Below are 19,868 nucleotides of genomic sequence, written 5' to 3'. Positions count from 1 at the left end.
AAACCCTCTGTCAGCCGCAAGGGCGAGAGGGGCGGATCGCCGGCGATCCGCTTGCATCTCACGCGTCAGCGGAACCAGGGGTTCCCGCCACAAGGGCGGGAATGACGGGAGTAGGAGTGAGGCGCGGAAGGTTTCGGCGCCGGCGCGCCTGTCCCGCGACCACCAGCCCTCGTCGAACGGCGCAATTTCCTTCCCCCGCGATGCGGCTATTGCGCCCTTCGCGGCAAAGTCTATGTTCCGGCCTCCTATTTTCGGGGATGGATCATGGGTCGCGACGCGGACGAGACGCCGCCCTCGCTGGACGAGGTCCGATGGCGGATCGACGCCATCGACGGTGAATTGCTGAAGCTGATCGACGAGCGGGCCGGCCTGTCGCGCGCCGTCGCCACGGCCAAGCGCGCCGCCGGCGACACCGGCTTTGGCCTGCGCCCCGGCCGCGAGGCCCTGATCGTCCGCAAGCTGCTGGCCGCCGAACGCAACGACGCCTCCGACGCCCTGCTGATCCGCATCTGGCGCGAACTGATGGCCGACAGCCTGTCGCGCCAGGGCCCGTTCCACCTGACCGTCTGGGGCGACGGCCGCACGGTCGAGCTGGCCCGCCTGCGCTTCGGCGCCGCCCCGCCGATGGCCGTGGTCGCCGCCGAGAAGGACGCCCTGGCCGCCGCCAAGACGCCGTGGGGCGTCGCGGTGCTAAGCCTGCAACCGGGCAGCGCCTGGTGGGGCCGCCTGCTGGCCGAGCCGAAGCTGAACATCTTCGCCGCCCTGCCCTGCCTGACCCGCTGGGGTCCGCAGGCCGCCTTCGCGGTGGCCGAAGTCGAGGTCGAGCCGACCGGCGGCGACCAGACCTTCTGGGTGACGGATAGCCCCAAGAGCGCGGCCGCGATCGTCGAGGCCCTGGGCGCCGACGGCGTCGCCGCCGAGCCGGTGGCCGAGGCCGGCGGGCTGAAGCTCTTCTCGCTGTCGGGCTTCTACCAACGCGACGACGAGCGCCTGGCCCGCGCACCGGGCCAGTTGTCGGGCGTGGTCGGGGCTGCCCCCGTTCCCTTCGACGTGTAAGAAGGCCCGGCCTTTCCAAGGCTCCCCGCCGAGACCCCGTGATGACCGCTTCCGACCGCTCCGCCTCGCCCCATCCGCTGCCCAAGCCGGGGATCCTCGACATCGCCGCCTATGTGGGCGGCAAGTCGAAGATCGAGGGGATCGCCCATCCGGTGAAGCTGTCGAGCAACGAGAACGTGCTGGGCTGCAGCGATCAGGCCAAGGCCGCCTATCGCGACGCCGCCGACCGCCTGCACGTCTATCCGGACGGCAAGGCCAGCGGTCTGCGCGCGGCTGTCGCTCAGCGCTACGATCTGGAGCCCGAGCGCCTGACCTTCGGCGACGGCAGCGACGAGATCTTCGCCCTGCTGTGCCAGGCCTATCTCGAGCCCGGCGACAACATCGTCCAGGGCGAGCACGGCTTCGCCGCCTACGCGATCGGCGCGCGCGCCTGCCAGGCGCAGGTGCGCTTCGCCGCCGAGCCCAACCGTCGCATCGACATCGACGAGACGCTGAAGCAGGTCGACGCGCGCACCCGCATCGTCTTCGTGGCCAATCCGGCTAACCCCACCGGCACGTGGCTGACCGGCGAGGAGATCCGCGACCTGCACGCGGCCCTGCCGCCGTCGGTGATCCTGGTGCTGGACGGCGCCTATGCCGAGTTCTGCACCGATCCGCGCTTCGAGGACGGCCTGGCCCTGGCCCGCGAGGCCCGGAACGTCGTCGTCACCCGCACCTTCTCCAAGATCCACGGCCTGGCCGCCCTGAGGGTCGGCTGGGGCTATGCGGACGCCGACATCATCGATCCGATCGAGCGCATCCGCCCGCCGTTCAACACCTCGATCCCGGCGCAAGAGGCAGCCATCGCCGCCCTGGCCGACCGTGACTTCGAGGCCGCTTCGGTGGCCCTGGTCGAGCAGTGGCGTCCCTGGCTGGCCCAGCAGCTGGGCGGCCTTGGCCTGGCCGTCACGCCGTCGGCCGCCAATTTCGTGCTGGTCGACTTCCCCACGACGCCGGGCAAGACCGCCCTCGACGCCGAGGCCTTCCTGGCGAGCAAGGGCTATCTGGTCCGCGCCGTCGCCAACTACGGCCTGCCCAATTCACTGCGCATCACCATCGGCCGCGAGGAACACAATCGCGCGGTCGTGGATCTTCTGGCCCAGTTCGTGGGGCGGTAGCGCCCTTCCCCATCCACAATCCACCTCACCCTGAGCTTGTCGAAGGGCGAGGTGGACGCTCAGCGGAGCCGCCCTCGTCCTTCGACACGCTCAGGATGAGGGCTATTGAGACGCCCGCGCTTTCGATACGAAGATCAGAACCATGTCACCCACCGGCCTGCTCTATCCCAAGATGACCGTCGTCGGCGCCGGCCTGATCGGCGGCTCGGTGATCCTGGCCGCGCGCGCCCACGGCGTGGTCGGCGAGGTCACCATCGTCGACGCCAGCGAGGCCCACCGCGCCCGCGCCATCGAGATCGGCCTGGCCGACCACGTCACCGGCGACCTAGCCGAGGCCGTGAAGGACGCCGACCTGGTGGTCATCGCCACGCCGGTGCTGTCGATCGGCGAGGTGGCCGCCGCCGTCGCCCCGCATCTCAAAGCCGGCGCCACCCTGACCGACGTCGGCTCGACCAAGGCCACCATCGCCGAAGCCTTCCGTGCGCCCGAGCTGGCCAAGGTGTTCCCGATCCCCGGCCACCCGATCGCCGGCACCGAGCAGTCGGGCCCCGACGCCGGCTTCGCCGAGCTGTTCGAAGGCCGCTGGACCATCCTGACGCCGCTGGCCGATCGCGACGACGAGGCCTACGCCGCCGCCGTCGCCAAGCTGTCGGCCTTCTGGCGCTCGTTCGGCGCCCAGGTCGAGCTGATGGAGGAGAAGCACCACGACCTGGTGCTGGCCGTCGTCTCCCACCTGCCCCACCTGATCGCCTACACCATCGTCGGCAGCGCGGCCGACCTGGAGAACGTTACCGAGAACGAGGTCATCAAGTACTCGGCTTCGGGCTTCCGCGACTTCACTCGCATCGCCGCCAGCGACCCGACCATGTGGCGCGACATCTTCGTGGCCAACAAGGACGCGGTGCTGGAGATGCTGGGCCGCTTCACCGAAGACCTGCAGGCCATGAGCCGCGCCATCCGCTGGGGCGACGCCGACACCCTGCACGCCCACTTCACCCGCACCCGGGCGATCCGTCGGGGCATCGTGGCGGCGGGCCAGGAAAGCGCCGAGCCGAACTTCGGGCGCGATCGCGGCAAGCACTAGCTTCCCCGAACTCCGGTCAGCCCCGGCCGGCGAGCTTCAGCGGGGCGCGCGCTTCACCATGGCGACGGTGAACTTGCGGTATTCCTCCCACGAGACCTTCTTGTCCTTGTTCTCGTCGTAGTCGGCGATCCAGAGGTCCTTGCCGCCGGTCTCGGACATGGTCTGGCCGTTCTTGGTCTTGGTGACGCGCTTTTCCGGCGCCTCGCTGTAGTCGATGAAGCCGTCTCCGTTCTTGTCGCTGCGCTGGAAGCTCTCCTTCAGGAACTTGTCCAGGGCCTCGGGGGACAGCGACTTCAGGTCGATGCGGCGCGGCGTTGCGGGCGTGGCGCCCTCGGGCTGGGCCAGCGCCGCCGTGAACGGAGCGAGCGTCAGGACGGCGGCCAGGATCGAAGCGACGGGTTTGGACATGGGCGAACTCCTGTGGGTTGGCGTCAGGTGCGGCCGGCGGGGCGGCCGCCCAGGGTGCGGGTAAGACCGATGTAGAAGGTGGTGCCGGGGTCGCTGCGGACCGTGCGGTCGCGCAGCACGTCGGAGGTGGTGCGCGAGGTCCACTTCTGCTGCAGAAGCGGGTTCTGCAGGCTCGCGCTCAGCGCCCAGCGCGGCGCGAGTTCACGCCGGTAGGACAGGCTGCTGATGATGATCGGCCGAACCTCTTCCTCGCGCGTCAGCCGCTTGCCCTGCGAGGAGATGAACAGCGACAGCGAGCTCTTGCGGTCCAGGCGGTAGGAGGCGTTGATCTTGTATTCGGCGACCAGGGCCGAGCGCTCGAACGCGCCGGAGAGGTTCGACGAGCGGATCTTCGCCTCGTAGATCGTCGTCGACAGGTTCAGCGACACCGACCGGATGGGCCGCAGCCCCAGCGAGGCCTCGAGGCCCAGCGACGTCATCGAGCCCTGATTGTCCTTCGTGGTCAGCACGATGGTGTCGTCGATGATCTGGCTGACGTTGGCGATCAGGTCGCTGGTCCGGCGGTAGAAGGCCCGCAGGGCGTAGTTGGTCTGCCCCTTGCCGTATTCGTAGCCCGCCTCGAAGCCGTGGCTGATCTGCGGCTCCAGATCGCTGGCGCCGGAGGTCCAGTTCTGGGCGTCGCGATAGACGATGAACGGGTTCAGGTCCTGCGGCTTGGGGCGCTCGATGCGCTTGGCGTAGGAGAAGCGCCAGCGGGCGTCCGGCGAGACCACATAGGTGAAGTGCAGGCTGGGAAAGAGGTTGGCGTAGTCGTCGGAGCGCGTGACCCCGGTGGTGGTCTGGCGCAGGTCGAGGTCGGTTCCCTCCGCGCGCAGGCCGGCCATCATCAGCCACTTGTCGCCCAGCGGCCGCTCGTAGGTGACGTAGCCGGCGCCGACGGTCTGGGTGTAGTCGAAGCGGTTCGAGAGCGCGGTGTTCAGCGTCGGCGCGCCGCTCGACGGATCCAGCCCGTAGAACCGCGTCTCCAGCTGGCCGTCCTCCCGCTGGATCGACCAGCCGGTCTTCAGTTCGCCCAGGCCGACGACCTGGGTGTAGTCGCCGGTGAAGCCCAGGATCTCGATTTCGTTGTCGCGGTAGTTGCGGTTGGACGACGGGAGGCGACCGACGGGCAGGCTGTAGGTCGAGACATAGGCCTGCTCGTTGTCGTCCAGGCTGCGGCTGAAGGTCAGGTTGATCTTCAGGCCCTCGCCGGTCAGGTCGCCCTTCAGGTCCCAGTAGAGGGCGGCCGAGAGGTCGCGCCGCGCGGTGTGGCTGCGCGAGACCCGGTCGTAGCGGCTGGCGAGCACGTCGCCCGCGCCGTAGACGCTGGTGTCGCCGTCGATCGCGAAATCGACCTGGCGGCGGGCCAGGGTGAATTCGCCGCCGAGCGTGCCGGTGTCGGAATAGCGGACGTCGGCGCCGCCGGTCACGGTGAAGCTCTCGATGTCGGCGCTGTTGCGGTTGCGGCTGGCCAGGCGCGTGACGGCGCCCGTCAAGGCGTTGATGTTGTTGCGGTCCGAGCTGCTGTCGGTGTCGTTGCCGCTGCGCTGGGCGTTGGCCGTCAGGTTATAAGTCACCGCGCCGGTGTTGTAGGAGCCGACCAGGGCGGTGTTGTAGCGGCCTTCCTCGCCGAGGTTCAGGCGCACCGAGCCGCCGCCGCCCAGCGGCGCGTCGCGACGGGTGACGATGTTGATGATGCCGCCGGACCCGTCCGCGCCGAACTGCGCCGACGGATTGGTCATGACCTCGATCGAGCTGATGGCCGCGCCGCTCATGCTCTGCAGCGTCAGGGCCCGGTTCTCGCCCTTGACCATCGCCGTCTCGCGGCCGTTGATCAGCACCTTGACGTTGCTGTCGCCGCGCAGGGAAATCCCGCCCTCGGAATTGACCGATACGCCGGGAATCTTGTTCAGCGCATCCGCCGCCGTGCCGTTCTGCGCGTCCTGGTCGTTTCTGACGTCATAGGTCTGCCGGTCGGCGCGATTGGCCGGCGGCTTGGCGGCCTCGACCACCAGGCCGGAGACCGCGGGGGCGTCCGCCTGCGCCGGCTTGGCCGGCTTGGCCGGCGGGCTCGGCGCCTGGGCGTGGGCCGCCGTGGCCAGAGCGATATTGGCCGCGACCAGGCCGCAAGCCGAGACGCACAGCACGCGCGAACGTCCATGCAGCGACATGTAAAGACCCCAACTTTTACGCGACTACCGTGATCTTAGATTGTGTTCCAATTAGAGCAAAAGCGTCCCGAACGGCTCTATCCGGCTATGCGATCGCCATAGCCACCCACCGTTACTTCATCAGATAAGTCTATGTACGTTCTCACTATTTCACTTACGCGAGACACGAACTCCGCCCACGAGCCACGAAATATAAGATTACTCATTCTTTCAGACATTTCACCTTCGAACAGAATGATCACCGACGAGATCGCCAGGGGCGCTCCATCGTCGTCATCGGTCTGAAGCATGGCCGCGAAGAGCTGGCGCGCCGTGCGGCCGTTCTCATCCTCGTAGGGATGGATCAGCAGGAACAGCGCGTAGGAATAGATCGCCGTCAGCAGCCACGAGCGCGCGCGATTACGAGCGATGAAGGCGCTCAGCTCCTTTAGGCGCTCAGGGATCGCCCTGGCCGGAGCGCAGGCGATCCCGCCCTTCGGTCCCCTTTCCAGCACCCTGACCCGGCGAGCGCGCAGCGCGCCCAGCTCCGGCGCGAGGGCCTCCAGCCGGTGCAGGTTGGCGCGCAGGCGCGCCTGCTCGACCCGACGCCTGGAAAGCGGCGCGGCCCGGCTTTGCGCCTTCGCCCGCGAGTCCGGCATGGGCGCGGTTCGAAGGGGCGGCCTGGTCTCGACGGACGCCTTGGCCAGCCGCGCCTCGAGGTCGTCGGGCGCGTGCAGGCGCGAAAGGGCCTGGAGCCGCCCCGGCAGGTCGCCGAGATAGATCTCCAGGTCCAGGTCCACGTCCAGGGTCGCGATCCGCGGATCGAGGCACCAGCCGTCCCGTTCGCGCACGAAGGCGCCGATGGGCGAGGAAAGCAGCATCAGACGATCGGCTTGCAGTCCTCGCACTCGGCCTTGTCTTCTTCCTTGCGGCCGTTCTTGGACAGGAACTTCACCTTCGCCAGGTACTCGTCCCAGCTGACCTTCTGGTCCTTGTCCTTGTCGAAGCGGCCGATCCAGACCTGCGGGCCGGTGTCGGTGTTGACCACCTCGCCGTTCTTCTTCTTCGTGACGCGCGCCTTGGGCGCCTCGCTCACCTCGATGAAGCCGTCCTTGTTGCGGTCGGTCATCACGAAGCTGGTCTTGGCGAACTCCAGGACCTGGGTCTCGTTCATCTTGGTGAGGTTCTTGCGGGTGTCCTTGGCCGACGGCTTGATGGCCACGCCCTTGTCCATGGTCGTGAGGGCCCACACCCCTCCCCCGCCCAGGCAGAGCAGAACGGCGCCAGCGGCGATCAGGTTACGCACAGCCTTCTTCATTGCCTTATCTCCTGGTGTTTACGCTTTGACCGCCGCGGCGGCGACGGGCATGGGTTTGGCGAGCCGTTTCAGCCCCCCGGCCTCCAAGACCAGCACCCTGTCCATCAAGGTCAGGATGCCGGGGCGGTGTCCGACGTAGACGATGGTCGGAATGACCTCGCAGAGCGCCTGCATCGTCTTGGCCTCGGTGTCGGCGTCCAGGTGCGAGGTGCTTTCGTCCATCACCAGCAGCTTGGGACGCAGATAGATCGCGCGGGCCAGGGGCAGCCGCTGCAGCTGGCCCGAAGACAACGGCCCGCGCGGCGAGACCACCGTCTCCAGCTTGAGCGGCAGGCCCTGGACCACGGCGCGCAGGCCGATCTTGTCCAGAGCCTCCCAGGCCCGGGCCTCGTCGGCCTCGGCGGCGAAGTTGGTGACGTTCTCGAGGATCGAACCCTTGAAGACGGCCATTTCCTGGAACAGGAACAGGGCCTCCTTCTCGCCGACCTCGGCGGCGCGCCCGACCCGGCCCTGGTCGGCCGGATAGAGCCCCGCGAGCATCTTCACCAGGGTGCTCTTGCCCGCGCCCGAGCGTCCGACGATGGCGATCCGCTCGCCCTTGCGCACAGCCAGGTCCAGGTTCTCGAAGATCGGGCGCGCGCCGCGATTGCGCCGGAACGACACCCCCTCCAGGCTCAGGGCGACCTCGGAATCCTCGGGCTGGCCAAACTGGCCGGAGGCCTTCCTGGCCGCCTCGACCGAAGCGGGGAACAGCGTGTCGAGCGCCAGGTTGTCGCGCTCGATCCGCGCCAGTTCGGCCCGCGCCGCCGTCAGCCTGACCACCGCGTCGAACAGGACATGGAACAGGGCCGCGACCGAAATCATCACCGGCCAGCCGTAGACGCCCCGCACCACGGCGAAGACGTTGAAGAACGAAAAGCCCAGATAGGCCGCCGCCCGGATCAGCTCGGCCAGCTGCTCGACGCCCTCGCGCTTGATGGCGCCGTCCATCTGGAGCACCCGGAAATGGTCGTCCCGCCCTCTCCAGAGGCTGAAGCGCTGCGCGCCCGTGCCGGAAGACCGCAGCGTGTCGGCATGGCGCAGGTTCTCCTGCAGGACGGCCTGGGCCCAGCCCGTGACCGACTTGGCGTAGTTGGCGTCCATCTCCTGGCGACGCTGCAGGAACAGGCGTGTGGCGGCGGTGACGATCGAGGCGCCGACGGCGATCACCGCCAGGACGGGACTGAAATAGACCAGGGCCGCCAGCACCACGGCGATCAGGAACAGCGAGACGGGCTGATCCATCCGCAGCCGCAGCACGCGGTCGACATTGGCCAGCCGCTTGGACAGCACGCCGGCGACCTCGTCGCCCTCGGCGCCCTCGGCGACGTGGAACGGAATCTGCTCGAAGCGCTCGGTGATCCGGGCCCGTTCGCGACGACCCGCGGCGTCGGCCGCGCGGGCCAGCATGCCGGCGATCATCTGCGCGCAGAGATAGCGGATGAACGCCACGCCGGCGAAGGCTGCGACCACCAGCACGGCGATGATCTCGATCGCGCTGGCGTTCAGGAAGCGGAACAGCAGGCCCGGAAAGGCCGCCAGCAGCACGGTCAGCAGCGAAACGGCGGCCGACAGCGCGAACGTGGGCAGGACCACCAGATCGGGAAGACCCAGCCGCGGGGGGGTCGGCGTCCACGACGCCTTGGCCGGCTTGTCGGGGAACACCAGGCAGTAGCCGGTGAAGGAGGCCGAGAACTGCTCGGCGTCGAGCCGCATGCGCCCGACCGCCGGATCGAAGATCACGTAGCGGTCGCCGATCTCCAGCAGGACGACGTAGTGGTTGAAGTTCCAGTGCAGCACGGCCGGCAGCGGCAGCTTGGCCAGTTCGTCCAGTTCGACGAAGTGGGCCTGGCAGGTCATGCCCTCGGCCTCGGCCATCCGCTTGATGTCGAGCAGGGTGCTGCCCTCGGCCGAGATCAGCCGCTCATAGCGGGCCCGGTTGAGGAAACCCGAAACGCCCCGCGCGGCCAGCACCGCGTTGAGGCAGGCCACGCCGCATTCGCCGGCGTTGAGCTGATTGACGTAGATCGCGTCGCGTCCCATGCCCCTACCCCGCCTCCGTTCCGGAAATCAGTCGCGCCAGGATGTTCGTCGGGGGCGCGCCCGTTTCGATGATCGCCGGCGTGAACGGCGCCTTCAGGCAGACGTCCTTCGGCGACAGGCGCACCATGTCGCCGTCCAGCTCCACGCTCGCCATGAAGAACTTGCGGCTCGACGGCCCGGGCGCCACCCGAACCACCTGCGCCTGACTGATCAGCGGCTTGATCCCCGGATCGGCCTTGAAGGCCAGCGCCACGCCGCACGGCTGCTCGTTGCGCCCGAAGAAGAAGATGTCGATCGTGTTCTCGGGCTTGCCGATCGTCAAAGCGCGCGGATCGGCGGCGTCGACCGGCAGCACCACCTGGTTGGAGGTCGCGATGCCGGTGAGCAGAAACCCGACCAGGGCGGCGGTGACGCCCACGGCGAGGGGCGCGCGCCAGTCGAACGACGGCAAGCGCGCCGTCCGGTCCCATCTGCCGCGCCGCCCCAGCAGGGCCGCTTCCCGATACTTCACCAAAGCTCAGCCCCCCAGCATCCGCTTCAAAGCGTTCAAATAGGCCGCGACCCGTTCCTTCTCGATCGGCAGCCCCCGCGCGAGATCGATCGCGAGGACGTCGTCGTCGACGGAAGGCGGACGCTCGGCGGTCGCCCGATCCAATAGCTGCCACTCAACCCACGTGCGATCAACCTGACCGACAGCGGCGAAGTTGGCGAAGGTCGCCATCGGCTCCAGGCGGAAGGTCGGATCGTCCATCAGCGCCCAGCGCTTGGTCAGTTGCATGCAGCGATCGCTCCCGAAGAACGCCCGCCACGGACCAAGCCCCCCGAGGAAGACGCCGCCGGTCTGGCAGCGCCGCGCCAGGACAGCGTCCAGCACGTCCTGGCGATCGGCCGGGACAACCACGCGCGGCCCGCGCCCATCCGTCGGGAACCCCGCCGAGTCGGACAACCGAAGGAAATCCTCGGCGCCGATCCAGTCGCGTCCTTCGTGCAGGTCGAAGACATCCAGGCTGGCCGGAAGCAGGGCGCGCCTGAGTTCCGCCAGTTCAAGCCGGTCGTCGACCGCATCGGAAAGAAATACTCGTACAACATCGAAACTCAGGCTTTCCGGGCCGGGCTGCCGGTTCACGGCGCCCCGAAGGGCGCCGTGAACCTTTGCATCAGCCTCGATCAAGAGACCAAAGCAAACCCAGCTGTTAGCAGGGGCCGATGAAGTAGTAGCATTCGGTGTAGCACCAGAATTCATAGTACGAGCTACCATCTTCGAACTCGATGTAGTACTCTTCGCAGTAGGTCCAGCAGTCTTCATAGTAGCAAGTGCTGGTATCGTAACCGCCGCTGACTTCCGAAAGCAGCGCATCGCTCAGCAAGGACATTAGAACAACCCCCTAGTTGAGTACACTGGGACAACCCCAGCTTGCTTTCGGTAGCGCAACAACCCTGCGTATGACAAGTGTTAGTTGTATGTTTATATGTCTCAACCTCATAGGAAAGCGTATTTTGCGGAAAATCTGACCGCCCCAGCGACGGCCGCGCAGGGCTCCAGAGAGCGTTTCAGGCGTCTGGGCGCATCGCCCCGAAAGCCGTCGAACCTGCAGTTGCCTGACAAAATCACCAGCAAAACAATCGGATAGATTGCATTGCTACGCCACCCAACGATGACGATCGCGCTTGACGCCTGGGCACTCCGGGACCGCCGCCGGCTGCGCCGAACGCAATGGTGAGTTGAGCATTTTTTTCGCACCCCTGCCTCGTCGCGAGCCTCCGGCGGGCGCCGCGGCGGCCGGACGACTCTCAATGAGGTGGACGGATCTGGCCCGACGGGCCTGAGGTCGATCGCCACCCGGCTCGCCCCCTCGACTCGACGCCATGCTGTTCGCATCGAGAACGGCGGCGGATTTCGGTAGCGGCGCGCGGCCAAGCGCCCGCTGGACTATTTTACGGTCGTATAGCAACCTCTCCTCCAGACGCCTCCTGGGGAGAGAGACGATGACCGACACCCGCGACGCCGTGATCATCGGCGGGGGCCACAACGGCCTCGTCTGCGCCTTCTACCTGGCCAGGGCCGGGATGAAGGTCACCGTCTGCGAGGCGCGGGGCGTGGTCGGCGGGGCGGCGGTGACGGAGGAATTCCATCCGGGTTTTCGCAACTCGGTGGCCAGCTACACGGTCAGCCTGCTCAATCCGCGGGTCATCGCCGACATGGACCTGCACGGGCTGGGCCTGACCTTCCTGGAGCGGCCGATCTCCAACTTCCTGCCGATCAGTGACGACAAGCACCTGAAGCTCGGCGGGGGTCTCGAACGCACACAGGAGCAGTTCCGCAAGTTCAGCCGCCGCGACGCCGAGGTGCTGCCGGCCTACTACGCCATGCTCGACGAGATCGGCGACGTGCTGCGCGACCTGGCCCAGGAGACCCCGCCCAATCTCGGCGACGGCCTGCCCGGGATCCTGCGGGCCCTGCGCCAGGGCGGGCGGCTGGCGATGCTGTCGCGTGAGAGGAAACGCGACCTGCTCGACCTGTTCACCAAGAGCGCCCGGGATTTCCTGAACGGCTGGTTCGAGAGCGAGCCGGTCAAGGCCGCCTTCGGCTTCGACGCCGTGGTCGGCAACTACGCCAGCCCCGACACGCCGGGCTCGGCCTATGTGCTGCTGCACCACACCTTCGGCGAGGTGAACGGCAAGAAGGGCGCCTGGGGCCATGCGGTGGGCGGCATGGGCGCGATCACCCAATGCATGGCGAAAGCCTGCGAGAAGGCCGGGGTCGAGATCCTGCTGAACGCCCCCGTCGAGGGCGTGCACGTCGACGGTGGAAAAGCCGTGGGCGTGCAGCTGGTCGACGGCCGCCAGATCATGGCCCCGATCGTCAGCGCCAACGTCAACCCGACCCTGCTCTACAAGAAGCTCGTCGCCCCCTCGGCCCTGCCGGCCGACTTCCGCAAGGCGATCGACGGCTACAAGAACGGCTCGGGCACCTTCCGGATGAACGTGGCGCTGTCGGAGCTGCCGGATTTCACGTCCCTGCCCGGCAAGGCCGTCGCCGAGCATCACCAGAGCGGCGTCGTCATCGCCCCCAGCCTCGACTACATGGACGCCGCCTATCGCGACGCCAAGGCCGACGGCATGAGCAAGGCGCCGATCGTCGAGATGCTGATCCCCTCGACGCTGGACACCAGCCTCGCCCCGCCCGGCCAGCACGTGGCCAGCCTGTTCTGCCAGCAGTTCGCGCCGACGCTTCCCGACGAGCGGTCCTGGGACGCCGAGCGCGAGGCGGCCGCCGACCTGATCATCGACACGGTCGATCGCTGGGCCCCCAATTTCAAGGCCTCGGTGCTGGGCCGGATGATCCTGTCGCCGCTGGACCTGGAGCGGAAGTTCGGCCTGGTCGGCGGCGACATCATGCACGGCAACATGTCGCTGGATCAGCTGTGGGCCGCCCGCCCGCTGCTGGGCCACGCCAGCCACCGGGCGCCGATCAAGGGCCTCTACATGTGCGGCGCGGGCACGCATCCCGGCGGCGGGGTGTCGGGCAATCCGGGCCGCAACGCCGCCCGCGAGATCCTGCGCGACAGGGATTTCACCACGGCGGTGAAGCTGTCCGTGGTGGGGCGGTGAGCGAGATGCCTTCGGCCCTCTTCCTGGCCAACCAAATCCCGCCTTCCTCGCCCTTGTGGCGAGGACCCATCGTTCAGCCGCTCAGACAGCGCGAACAAGGGCAAGGCAGAGGCGGCTGCGCCATGGGTCCTCGCCACAGGGGCGAGGAAGGCGATCTATTTTGCGAAGGGGGAATTGGCGAATGACCGCCCTCCCCAACCACGACCCCCAATCCGACTGGGGCCTGCCCGGCTGGATCTACGGCTCGGAGCGGTTCTTCCGCGAGGAGCAGGACAAGGTCTTCCGGCCGTCGTGGCAGATCGTCTGCCATCTCAACGACATCCCCAAGGCCGGCGACTTCCACACCTTCGACTTCGTGGGCGAGAGCCTGGTGGTGGTGCGCGGCAAGGACGGCGGGGCCAAGGCCTTCGCCAACGTCTGCCGGCACCGGGGCGCGCGGCTGCTGGACGGGCCGACCGGCCGCTGCGGCCGCATCGTCTGCCCCTATCACGCCTGGACCTACGACCTGGACGGCCGGCTGATCGGCGTGCCGATGCGCGACGACTATCAGGCGCTGGAGATGGACAGGCAGGGCCTGGCCAGGCTGGACCTGGAGATCTGGCGCGGCTTCGTCTTCGTGCGGCTGGAAGGAGATGGCCCCAGCGTCGCCGACATGATGGCCCCCTACGAAGCCGAGGTCGCCCACTACCGGTTCGAGGAGCTGCAGCCGTTCGGCCGCGTCACCCTGCGGCCGCGCGACGTCAACTGGAAGAACATCAGCGACAACTACTCCGACGGCCTGCACATCCCGATCGCCCATCCGGGCCTGACCCGGCTGTTCGGCAAGGGCTACGGCGTGGAGGCCGAGGCTTGGGTCGACAAGATGTGGGGCCAGTTGATCGACGAGCCGTCGAACACGCCGTCCGAACGCCTCTACCAGGATCTGCTTCCCGACGTTCCGCACCTGCCCGACGATCGCAAGCGCCTCTGGACCTATTTCAAGCTCTGGCCGAACTTCGCGTTCGACATCTATCCCGACCAGGTGGACTTCATGCAGTTCATCCCCGTCTCGGCCACGACCACCATGATCCGCGAGATCGCCTACGCCCTGCCCGACGACCGGCGCGAGATGAAGGCGGCGCGCTATCTGAACTGGCGCATCAACCGCCAGGTCAACGCCGAGGACACCGAGCTGGTGGCGCGGGTCCAGCAGGGCATGGCGTCCCGGACCTTCACGGCCGGCCCGCTGGCGACCAGCGAGGTGTCGCTGAGGAGCTTTGGCCGCAAGCTGCGGGCGCTGATCCCGCAGAGCCGCCTGCCGCGGCCGCCGGAGGGGTGGTGAAGACCCCCTCCCCAAACCAGGTTCGTCATCCCGGCCGCAGCGCAGCGAAGAGCCGGGACCCAGGGGCCGCCGCATCGCGTCGGCGACCGGGAAGGCGGCCAACCCAACCTCGGCGCCCAGTCCCCTGGGTCCCGGATAGCCGCTGCGCGGCTTCCGGGATGACGAGCGTTTTTAGGTCTTGAGACAATGACCCGCGCCCCCTTCACCCGCGAAGCCGCCGACGTCCGCCGCCAGGCCCTGGTCGCAGCCGCCGAGGCCGTGCTGGCCCGCGAGGGGGTGGCCGGAACCTCGGTTCGGACCATCTGCGCCGAGGCCGGCGTGTCTCCCGGCCTGCTGCGGCACTATTTCGAGGGCGTGGACGAGGTGATCGCCGCCGCCTACGAGGCGGTGGACCAGCGGATCGACGCGGCGCTGGAGGCGGCCGTGGCGGCGGCCGATCGCGATCCGCGCGCGCGGCTATCGGCCTATCTGGGCGCCAGCTTCGCCCCGCCGGTGCTCGACGCCAGCCTGCTGGCCGCCTGGATCGGCTTCTGGAGCCTGGTCAAGACCAAGCCCCGCATCGCCGCCATCCACGCGGCCTCCTACGCCGCCTATCGGGCGCGGCTGGAGACCCTGCTGGCCGATTGCGGCGCGCGCGAGCGCAGGCTGGCGGCGATCGGCCTGACGGCGATGGTCGACGGGCTATGGCTGGAGCTTTGCCTGGACCCCAGCACCTTCAGCGCGGACGAGGCGGTGCGGGCGCTGGAGACGGCGGCGGGGGCTTGGCTAGGCTGAAGAAAGCGCGTTGACCCAGCTCCTCCCCCGTAGCGAAGCGTGCGGGGGAGGTGGCGCGCTGCGGATACGCAGCGTGACGGAGGGGGCGAGTGACAGAGCTCGGCGCCCAGTCTCGCCCCCTCCACCGCTTCGTGGTCCCCCTCCCCCGTTTCGCTTCGCTACTCGGGGGAGGAGCCAAGTCCAGAAACGAAAACGGGCCCGGAGGTTTCCCTCCGGGCCCGTCTCGTAAGGTCATGAAGACCAGATCCGCGCCTTAAGCGACGCGGAACCGGATTACTTCACTTGGACCTTGGCGCCGGCTTCGGTCAGCTTCTTGGCGACTTCGTCGGCCTGCTGCTTCGAAACGTTTTCGACGACGTTCTGCGGAACGCCTTCGACCAGGTCCTTGGCTTCCTTCAGGCCGAGGTCCGGACGGACGCCGCGGACTTCCTTGATGACGTTGATCTTCTTGTCGCCACCGTCCAGCAGGACGACGGTGAATTCGGTTTGCTCTTCAGCGGCTTCAACCGGAGCGGCCGGACCACCAGCGGCGGCGACGGCGACCGGAGCGGCGGCCGAGACGCCCCACTTTTCTTCCAGCAGCTTCGAGAGTTCAGCGGCTTCCAGCACCGACAGGGTGGACAGTTCTTCGACCAGCTTTTCGAGCTTCGACATGTGTCAGTTCCTTAGAGAGATTGGGATAGATTGCGGGGATGACCGTTACGCGGCGTCTTTGGTCGCGTAGGCGTTGAAGACGCGAGCCAGCTGGGCAGCCGGGGCCTGCAGGACGCCAGCGATCTTGGTCGCCGGAGCCTGGATGAGGCCGATGAGCTTGCCACGCAGTTCGTCCAGCGACGGCAGGGTCGCCAGAGCGCGCACGCCGGCTTCGTCGAGCACGTTGGTCTGGTCCAGAACGCCACCGACAATCTTGAGCTTGTCGTTTTCTTTGGCGAACTGCACCGCGATCTTCGCGGCCGAGACGGCGTCCGGGCCGAAGGCGATGGCGACCGGACCGGTGAAGAGCGTGTCGCCCTTTTCACCGAGCTTGCCGTCGAGAGCCTTCAGAGCCAGGGTGTTCTTCACAACCTTGATCGCGGCGCCTTCCTTGCGGAGGCGAAGACGAAGGTCGGTCATTTCCGCAACGGTCAGACCCGTATAGTGGGTCACGACGACAGCGCCGGCATCGGCGAAGACGCTTTTCAGCGACTCGATCGATTCCTGCTTTTGAGCGCGGTCCATTGCGGTCTCCTACTCAGTTGCAGGCGGCCGGACCATTCCGGCAGCCAGATGCTCGTCCCATGCGGAATTGCTCCCGCGCGCGAGTTGCATCAGCCTGTTCCAAGGAAAGTCGGCCGCGCACCTGACTCGGACTGACGTCACGAGAAGGAGATCTTGGCGTCTCTATCCCTGTCTCCCGACGGCGAGGAAGGGCTCTTCCTCGATTATGGCGCTGGTGACCCCGCGCCCCGCAGTTCTCAAACAGGTTCGCCGCCGAACCGGAGTCCAGCGGAGAGGCGCGCCGTATAGAGGATTTGCCGAAGGAGCGCAACCGCCCCTGGGAAGGTTGAAGCGGGATATGGCTAAAGCCGCCTGAGCCGCCGCCAGCATGGACCCTCGCCACAAGGGCGAGGGAGGCCGTGAAGGAATACGAAGCCCTATCCCGCCAGCCGCTCCTCCGCCGCCCGGGCGGCCGCGACGCCGGTGGCGAAGCAGGCCTGCAGCAGGTAGCCGCCGGTGGGGGCTTCCCAGTCCAGCATCTCGCCGGCCAGGAAGACGTCGGGCCGAGACCGCAGCGCCAGGCCTTCCAGGCTCTCGAAGGCGACGCCGCCGGCCGCCGAGATCGCCCGCTCCAGCGGCCGGGCCGCGGTCAGCCGGATCGACGCGGCCTTGATCGCCGCCGCCAGGCGCGACGGCTCGGACGGCAGGTCCAGGCCATGGGCCTCGCGCAGCAGATTGACCTCGACCGGCGACAGCTTCAGGGCCTTGCGCAGGTGATTGGCCAGGGACTGCCCGCCCCGCGCGCCGGACAGGCGCCGCTCGAGCGTATCGACCGGCAGGTCGGGCCGCAGGTCGATGGTCAACAGCGCCGCGCCGTCGCGGGCGATCGCCTCGCGCGGAGCCGGGCCCAGGGCGTAGACCGCCCCGCCCTCGATCCCGTAGCCGGCGACCATGGCGTCGCCTCGCGACTGCCGACCGTCGCAGCTCAGGCGGACGTTCTTCAGCGGCTCGCCGGCGAAACGGTCTCGGAAGATATGGCTCCAGGAAACCTCGAAGCCGCAATTGGCCGGGGCGAAGGGCGCGACGTTGGCCCCCTGCCCTTCCAGCGCCTCCGTCCACGCCGCGTCGGAACCGAGCCTGGGCCAGCTGGCGCCGCCGAGGGCCAGGATCGTGGCGCGCGGCCGCCAGGCCTCGCGGCCGTCGGGACCGTCGACCAGCAGCGCGCCGTCCTCGCCCCAGCCGGCCCAGGCGCTGCGAGTGCGCAGGGAAACGCCCAGGCTCTCCAGCCGCGCCAGCCAGGCGCGCAGCAGCGGCGAGGCCTTCATCGCCTTCGGGAAAACGCGGCCGCTGGCGCCGACAAAGGTCTCCTGGCCGAGGTCCTTGGCCCAGGCGACGATATCGGCCGGCGTGAACGCCTCCAGCATCGGTCGAAGCGCGGCTTCGCGCGCGCCGTAGCGGGCGGCGAAGTGTTCGAAGTCCTCGGAATGGGTCAGGTTCAGGCCGCCGCGGCCGGCCATCAGGAACTTGCGCCCGAAGGTCGGCATCTTCTCGAACACCACGACGCAGCGACCGGCCTGGGCCAGGCGCTGGGCGGCGATCAGTCCGGCGGGTCCGCCGCCGACCACGGCGACGTCGATGATCCTGGAAGCGTCGCCTTTTGAAGTGTCAGACGTCACGCGGCCTCGATGTCGGTCAGGGAAAAGTCGCCACCCTTGTAGAGCAGCGGAACGCCATGAACCTTGGCGCAGGCGTAGGCGAAACAGTCGCCCATGTTGAGCTTGGCGGGATGGACGCCCTTGCCGAAGCGGGCGTGGGCTTCGAGGGCGAGGACGCCTTCAGCCGCGCCGATCTCGACGATCTGCACGTTCAGGCTCGTCTGGAAGCTGAACAGGCGCGCACTGGCCTCGCTCACCCCATCCTCGGTTTCCCGCACAAGGGCGCGGACCGTCTCCCAGTTGGCGATTGAAGACGTCAGGATGACATCGGCGGCGACCAAGGCCGCGACCAGCCGATCTCGTTCCGGCTCGTTCAGCGAGACGGCCGTCCAGGCCGAGGCGTCGACGAACATCAGTCGCCGTTGATCATGTCGAAGAACGCCTTGTCCGCCTTGAGGCCCGTCCGAGGCACGGCGTCGAACTCCGCCAGGATGGCTTCGACCTTGGCCAGCTTTTCCGCCTGCGCCTTCTCGCGCGCCGCCAAGGCTTCCGAAGCGGCCAGCTTTACGGCCTCGGTGATGCCCAGGCGCGTCTTCTCGGCCAGTTCGCGGACCAGGGCGTCGGTTTCGGGATCTCGGACATGGAACGCCATGGATCACCTCCGTCTAGACGAAAGATAACATCGGCTAGCCGCGCCGCCAAATGCGGACCCCCAAACGCAAGACGGGCGCTGGATCGCTCCAGCGCCCGTCTCCGAAGTCAAAAGCTTCGATCGGCCGTTAGGCGGTGATCGAGGCGATGTCGACCTTCACGCCCGGACCCATCGTCGAGGACAGGCCGACCTTCTTGACGAAGATGCCCTTGGCGCCCGACGGCTTGGCCTTGTTCAGGGCGTCGATCAGAGCCTTGACGTTGACCAGCAGGGCTTCGTCGGTGAACGAGGCCTTGCCGATGCCGGCGTGAACGATACCGGCCTTTTCGACGCGGAACTCGACGGCGCCGCCCTTGGCGTCCTTCACGGCTTGGCCGACGTTCGGGGTCACGGTGCCGACCTTCGGGTTCGGCATCAGGCCGCGCGGGCCCAGCACCTTACCGAGACGACCCACCAGGGCCATCATGTCCGGGGTGGCGATGACGCGGTCGAAGTCCATGAAGCCGTTCTGGATCTTTTCGACCAGGTCTTCGGCGCCGACCACTTCGGCGCCGGCCGCGGTGGCTTCGGCGGCCTTGGCGTCCTTGGCGAAGACGGCGACGCGGACGTCACGGCCGGTGCCCGACGGCAGCTGAACGACGCCACGGACCTGCTGGTCGGCGTGGCGCGGATCGACGCCGAGGTTCACCGAGATTTCGATGGTCTCGTCGAACTTGGCCTTGGCGTTGGCCTTGACCAGGGCGATGGCGTCGGCGACGGCCAGGGTGGCGTCACGGTCGCCGGTCCAGGCCTTGATGCGCTTGGGTTGGTTAGCCATTGGATTAGGCCTCCACGATCTTCAGGCCCATGGCCTTGGCGGAGCCTTCGATGATCTTGGCCGCGGCCTCGATGTCGTTGGCGTTCAGATCCTTCATCTTCTTTTCGGCGATCTCGCGCAGTTGGGCGCGCGTGACTTCGCCGACGGTCTCACGACCGGTCAGCTTCGCGCCGGACTTCAGGCCGGTGATCTGCTTCAGGTAGTGGGTCGCCGGAGGCGTCTTGGTGACGAAGGTGAACGACTTGTCCTGGTAGACCGTGATGACGGTCGGCAGGGGGGTGCCCTTTTCGACGTTCTCGGTGCGCGCGTTGAACTCCTTACAGAAGCCCATGATGTTGACGCCGCGCTGACCCAGAGCCGGGCCGATGGGGGGCGAAGGCGTGGCCGAACCAGCCTTCACCTGGAGCTTGATGTAGCCCAGGATCTTCTTAGCCATAGTGTCCTCTCGTGAGGGCCGGAGCCCTCGCTGGTGAGCCGTGGTGCGGGCTTGGCGGCCCTTCCACGGATTTGAGTTCGCCCGAACGGCGAACACGCCCCGGGACCGGG

Annotated in this window: 20 protein-coding genes; 6 read left to right on the top strand and 14 right to left on the bottom strand. The window is 67.8% G+C overall.

What is annotated here, in order from left to right; genetic code table 11:
• Positions 1–264: 264 nt before the first annotated feature.
• The 3 genes from AC07N1_RS16175 to AC07N1_RS16165 all read left to right on the top strand — a co-directional run bounded on the left by AC07N1_RS16175 (position 265) and on the right by AC07N1_RS16165 (position 3,297).
• Entirely contained in the window at positions 265–1,056 is a 792-nt protein-coding gene (locus tag AC07N1_RS16175) for a chorismate mutase (protein ID WP_494672730.1), read from the top strand.
• A gap of 41 nt (positions 1,057–1,097) precedes the next feature.
• Complete coding sequence (hisC, locus tag AC07N1_RS16170; RefSeq protein ID WP_494672729.1) at positions 1,098–2,213, top strand: histidinol-phosphate transaminase; 1,116 nt, start codon at positions 1,098–1,100, stop codon at positions 2,211–2,213.
• Positions 2,214–2,355: 142 nt separating this feature from the next.
• On the top strand, positions 2,356–3,297 hold the full coding sequence (locus AC07N1_RS16165) for a prephenate/arogenate dehydrogenase family protein (RefSeq protein WP_494672728.1): 942 nt from the start codon (positions 2,356–2,358) through the stop codon (positions 3,295–3,297).
• A 36-nt stretch (positions 3,298–3,333) separates the two neighbouring features.
• Here AC07N1_RS16165 and AC07N1_RS16160 read toward each other — a convergent pair whose 3' ends face one another.
• The 7 genes from AC07N1_RS16160 to AC07N1_RS16130 form a co-directional block, all read right to left on the bottom strand.
• A complete protein-coding gene (locus AC07N1_RS16160) occupies positions 3,334–3,705 on the bottom strand; it encodes an EF-hand domain-containing protein (RefSeq protein WP_494672727.1) in 372 nt (123 codons plus the stop codon).
• A gap of 23 nt (positions 3,706–3,728) precedes the next feature.
• A complete protein-coding gene (locus tag AC07N1_RS16155; protein ID WP_494672726.1) occupies positions 3,729–5,915 on the bottom strand; it encodes a TonB-dependent receptor domain-containing protein in 2,187 nt (728 codons plus the stop codon).
• 77 nt (positions 5,916–5,992) lie between these two features.
• Positions 5,993–6,775: a Fic family protein gene (locus tag AC07N1_RS16150; protein ID WP_494672725.1), complete on the bottom strand. Its 783-nt coding sequence runs from the start codon at positions 6,773–6,775 to the stop codon at positions 5,993–5,995.
• Positions 6,775–7,212, bottom strand: coding sequence for an EF-hand domain-containing protein (locus tag AC07N1_RS16145; protein ID WP_494672724.1), 438 nt, complete (start codon positions 7,210–7,212; stop codon positions 6,775–6,777). Before AC07N1_RS16145 ends, AC07N1_RS16150 begins: the two co-directional genes overlap by 1 nt.
• A gap of 18 nt (positions 7,213–7,230) precedes the next feature.
• Entirely contained in the window at positions 7,231–9,294 is a 2,064-nt protein-coding gene (locus AC07N1_RS16140; protein ID WP_494672723.1) for a peptidase domain-containing ABC transporter, read from the bottom strand.
• A gap of 4 nt (positions 9,295–9,298) precedes the next feature.
• The gene (locus AC07N1_RS16135) at positions 9,299–9,805 is read right to left on the bottom strand and encodes a hypothetical protein (RefSeq protein WP_494672722.1); all 507 of its coding nucleotides are present in this window, start codon (positions 9,803–9,805) and stop codon (positions 9,299–9,301) included.
• Positions 9,806–9,811: 6 nt separating this feature from the next.
• A complete protein-coding gene (locus AC07N1_RS16130; RefSeq protein WP_494672721.1) occupies positions 9,812–10,420 on the bottom strand; it encodes a hypothetical protein in 609 nt (202 codons plus the stop codon).
• Between the two features lie 860 nt (positions 10,421–11,280).
• Here AC07N1_RS16130 and AC07N1_RS16125 point away from each other — a divergent pair.
• The 3 genes from AC07N1_RS16125 to AC07N1_RS16115 all read left to right on the top strand — a co-directional run bounded on the left by AC07N1_RS16125 (position 11,281) and on the right by AC07N1_RS16115 (position 15,001).
• The gene (locus tag AC07N1_RS16125; protein WP_494672720.1) at positions 11,281–12,906 is read left to right on the top strand and encodes a phytoene desaturase family protein; all 1,626 of its coding nucleotides are present in this window, start codon (positions 11,281–11,283) and stop codon (positions 12,904–12,906) included.
• Positions 12,907–13,087: 181 nt separating this feature from the next.
• Positions 13,088–14,227, top strand: coding sequence for an aromatic ring-hydroxylating oxygenase subunit alpha (locus AC07N1_RS16120; RefSeq protein WP_494672719.1), 1,140 nt, complete (start codon positions 13,088–13,090; stop codon positions 14,225–14,227).
• A 186-nt stretch (positions 14,228–14,413) separates the two neighbouring features.
• Entirely contained in the window at positions 14,414–15,001 is a 588-nt protein-coding gene (locus tag AC07N1_RS16115; protein ID WP_494672718.1) for a TetR family transcriptional regulator C-terminal domain-containing protein, read from the top strand.
• Between the two features lie 273 nt (positions 15,002–15,274).
• Here AC07N1_RS16115 and rplL read toward each other — a convergent pair whose 3' ends face one another.
• The 7 genes from rplL to rplK form a co-directional block, all read right to left on the bottom strand.
• Positions 15,275–15,655, bottom strand: coding sequence for a 50S ribosomal protein L7/L12 (rplL, locus tag AC07N1_RS16110; protein ID WP_487292085.1), 381 nt, complete (start codon positions 15,653–15,655; stop codon positions 15,275–15,277).
• Positions 15,656–15,700: 45 nt separating this feature from the next.
• Positions 15,701–16,219 (bottom strand): 50S ribosomal protein L10, encoded by a 519-nt coding sequence (gene rplJ, locus AC07N1_RS16105; protein ID WP_110117853.1) that lies wholly within the window; start codon positions 16,217–16,219, stop codon positions 15,701–15,703.
• A 416-nt stretch (positions 16,220–16,635) separates the two neighbouring features.
• A complete protein-coding gene (locus AC07N1_RS16100) occupies positions 16,636–17,874 on the bottom strand; it encodes a TIGR03862 family flavoprotein (RefSeq protein WP_494672717.1) in 1,239 nt (412 codons plus the stop codon).
• Positions 17,871–18,266, bottom strand: coding sequence for a type II toxin-antitoxin system VapC family toxin (locus AC07N1_RS16095; protein WP_494672716.1), 396 nt, complete (start codon positions 18,264–18,266; stop codon positions 17,871–17,873). Before AC07N1_RS16095 ends, AC07N1_RS16100 begins: the two co-directional genes overlap by 4 nt.
• Positions 18,266–18,505, bottom strand: coding sequence for a type II toxin-antitoxin system VapB family antitoxin (locus tag AC07N1_RS16090; protein ID WP_494672715.1), 240 nt, complete (start codon positions 18,503–18,505; stop codon positions 18,266–18,268). Before AC07N1_RS16090 ends, AC07N1_RS16095 begins: the two co-directional genes overlap by 1 nt.
• A gap of 127 nt (positions 18,506–18,632) precedes the next feature.
• Positions 18,633–19,322, bottom strand: coding sequence for a 50S ribosomal protein L1 (gene rplA / locus AC07N1_RS16085; RefSeq protein ID WP_198574548.1), 690 nt, complete (start codon positions 19,320–19,322; stop codon positions 18,633–18,635).
• Positions 19,323–19,326: 4 nt separating this feature from the next.
• Complete coding sequence (gene rplK, locus AC07N1_RS16080; protein ID WP_494672714.1) at positions 19,327–19,758, bottom strand: 50S ribosomal protein L11; 432 nt, start codon at positions 19,756–19,758, stop codon at positions 19,327–19,329.
• Between the last annotated feature and the right edge of the window lie 110 nt (positions 19,759–19,868).

Source organism: Caulobacter sp. GW821-FHT09B11, from assembly GCF_059418205.1.
Note: the sequence above shows the minus strand (reverse complement) of the source record. Positions and strands in the feature narration are given on the sequence as shown.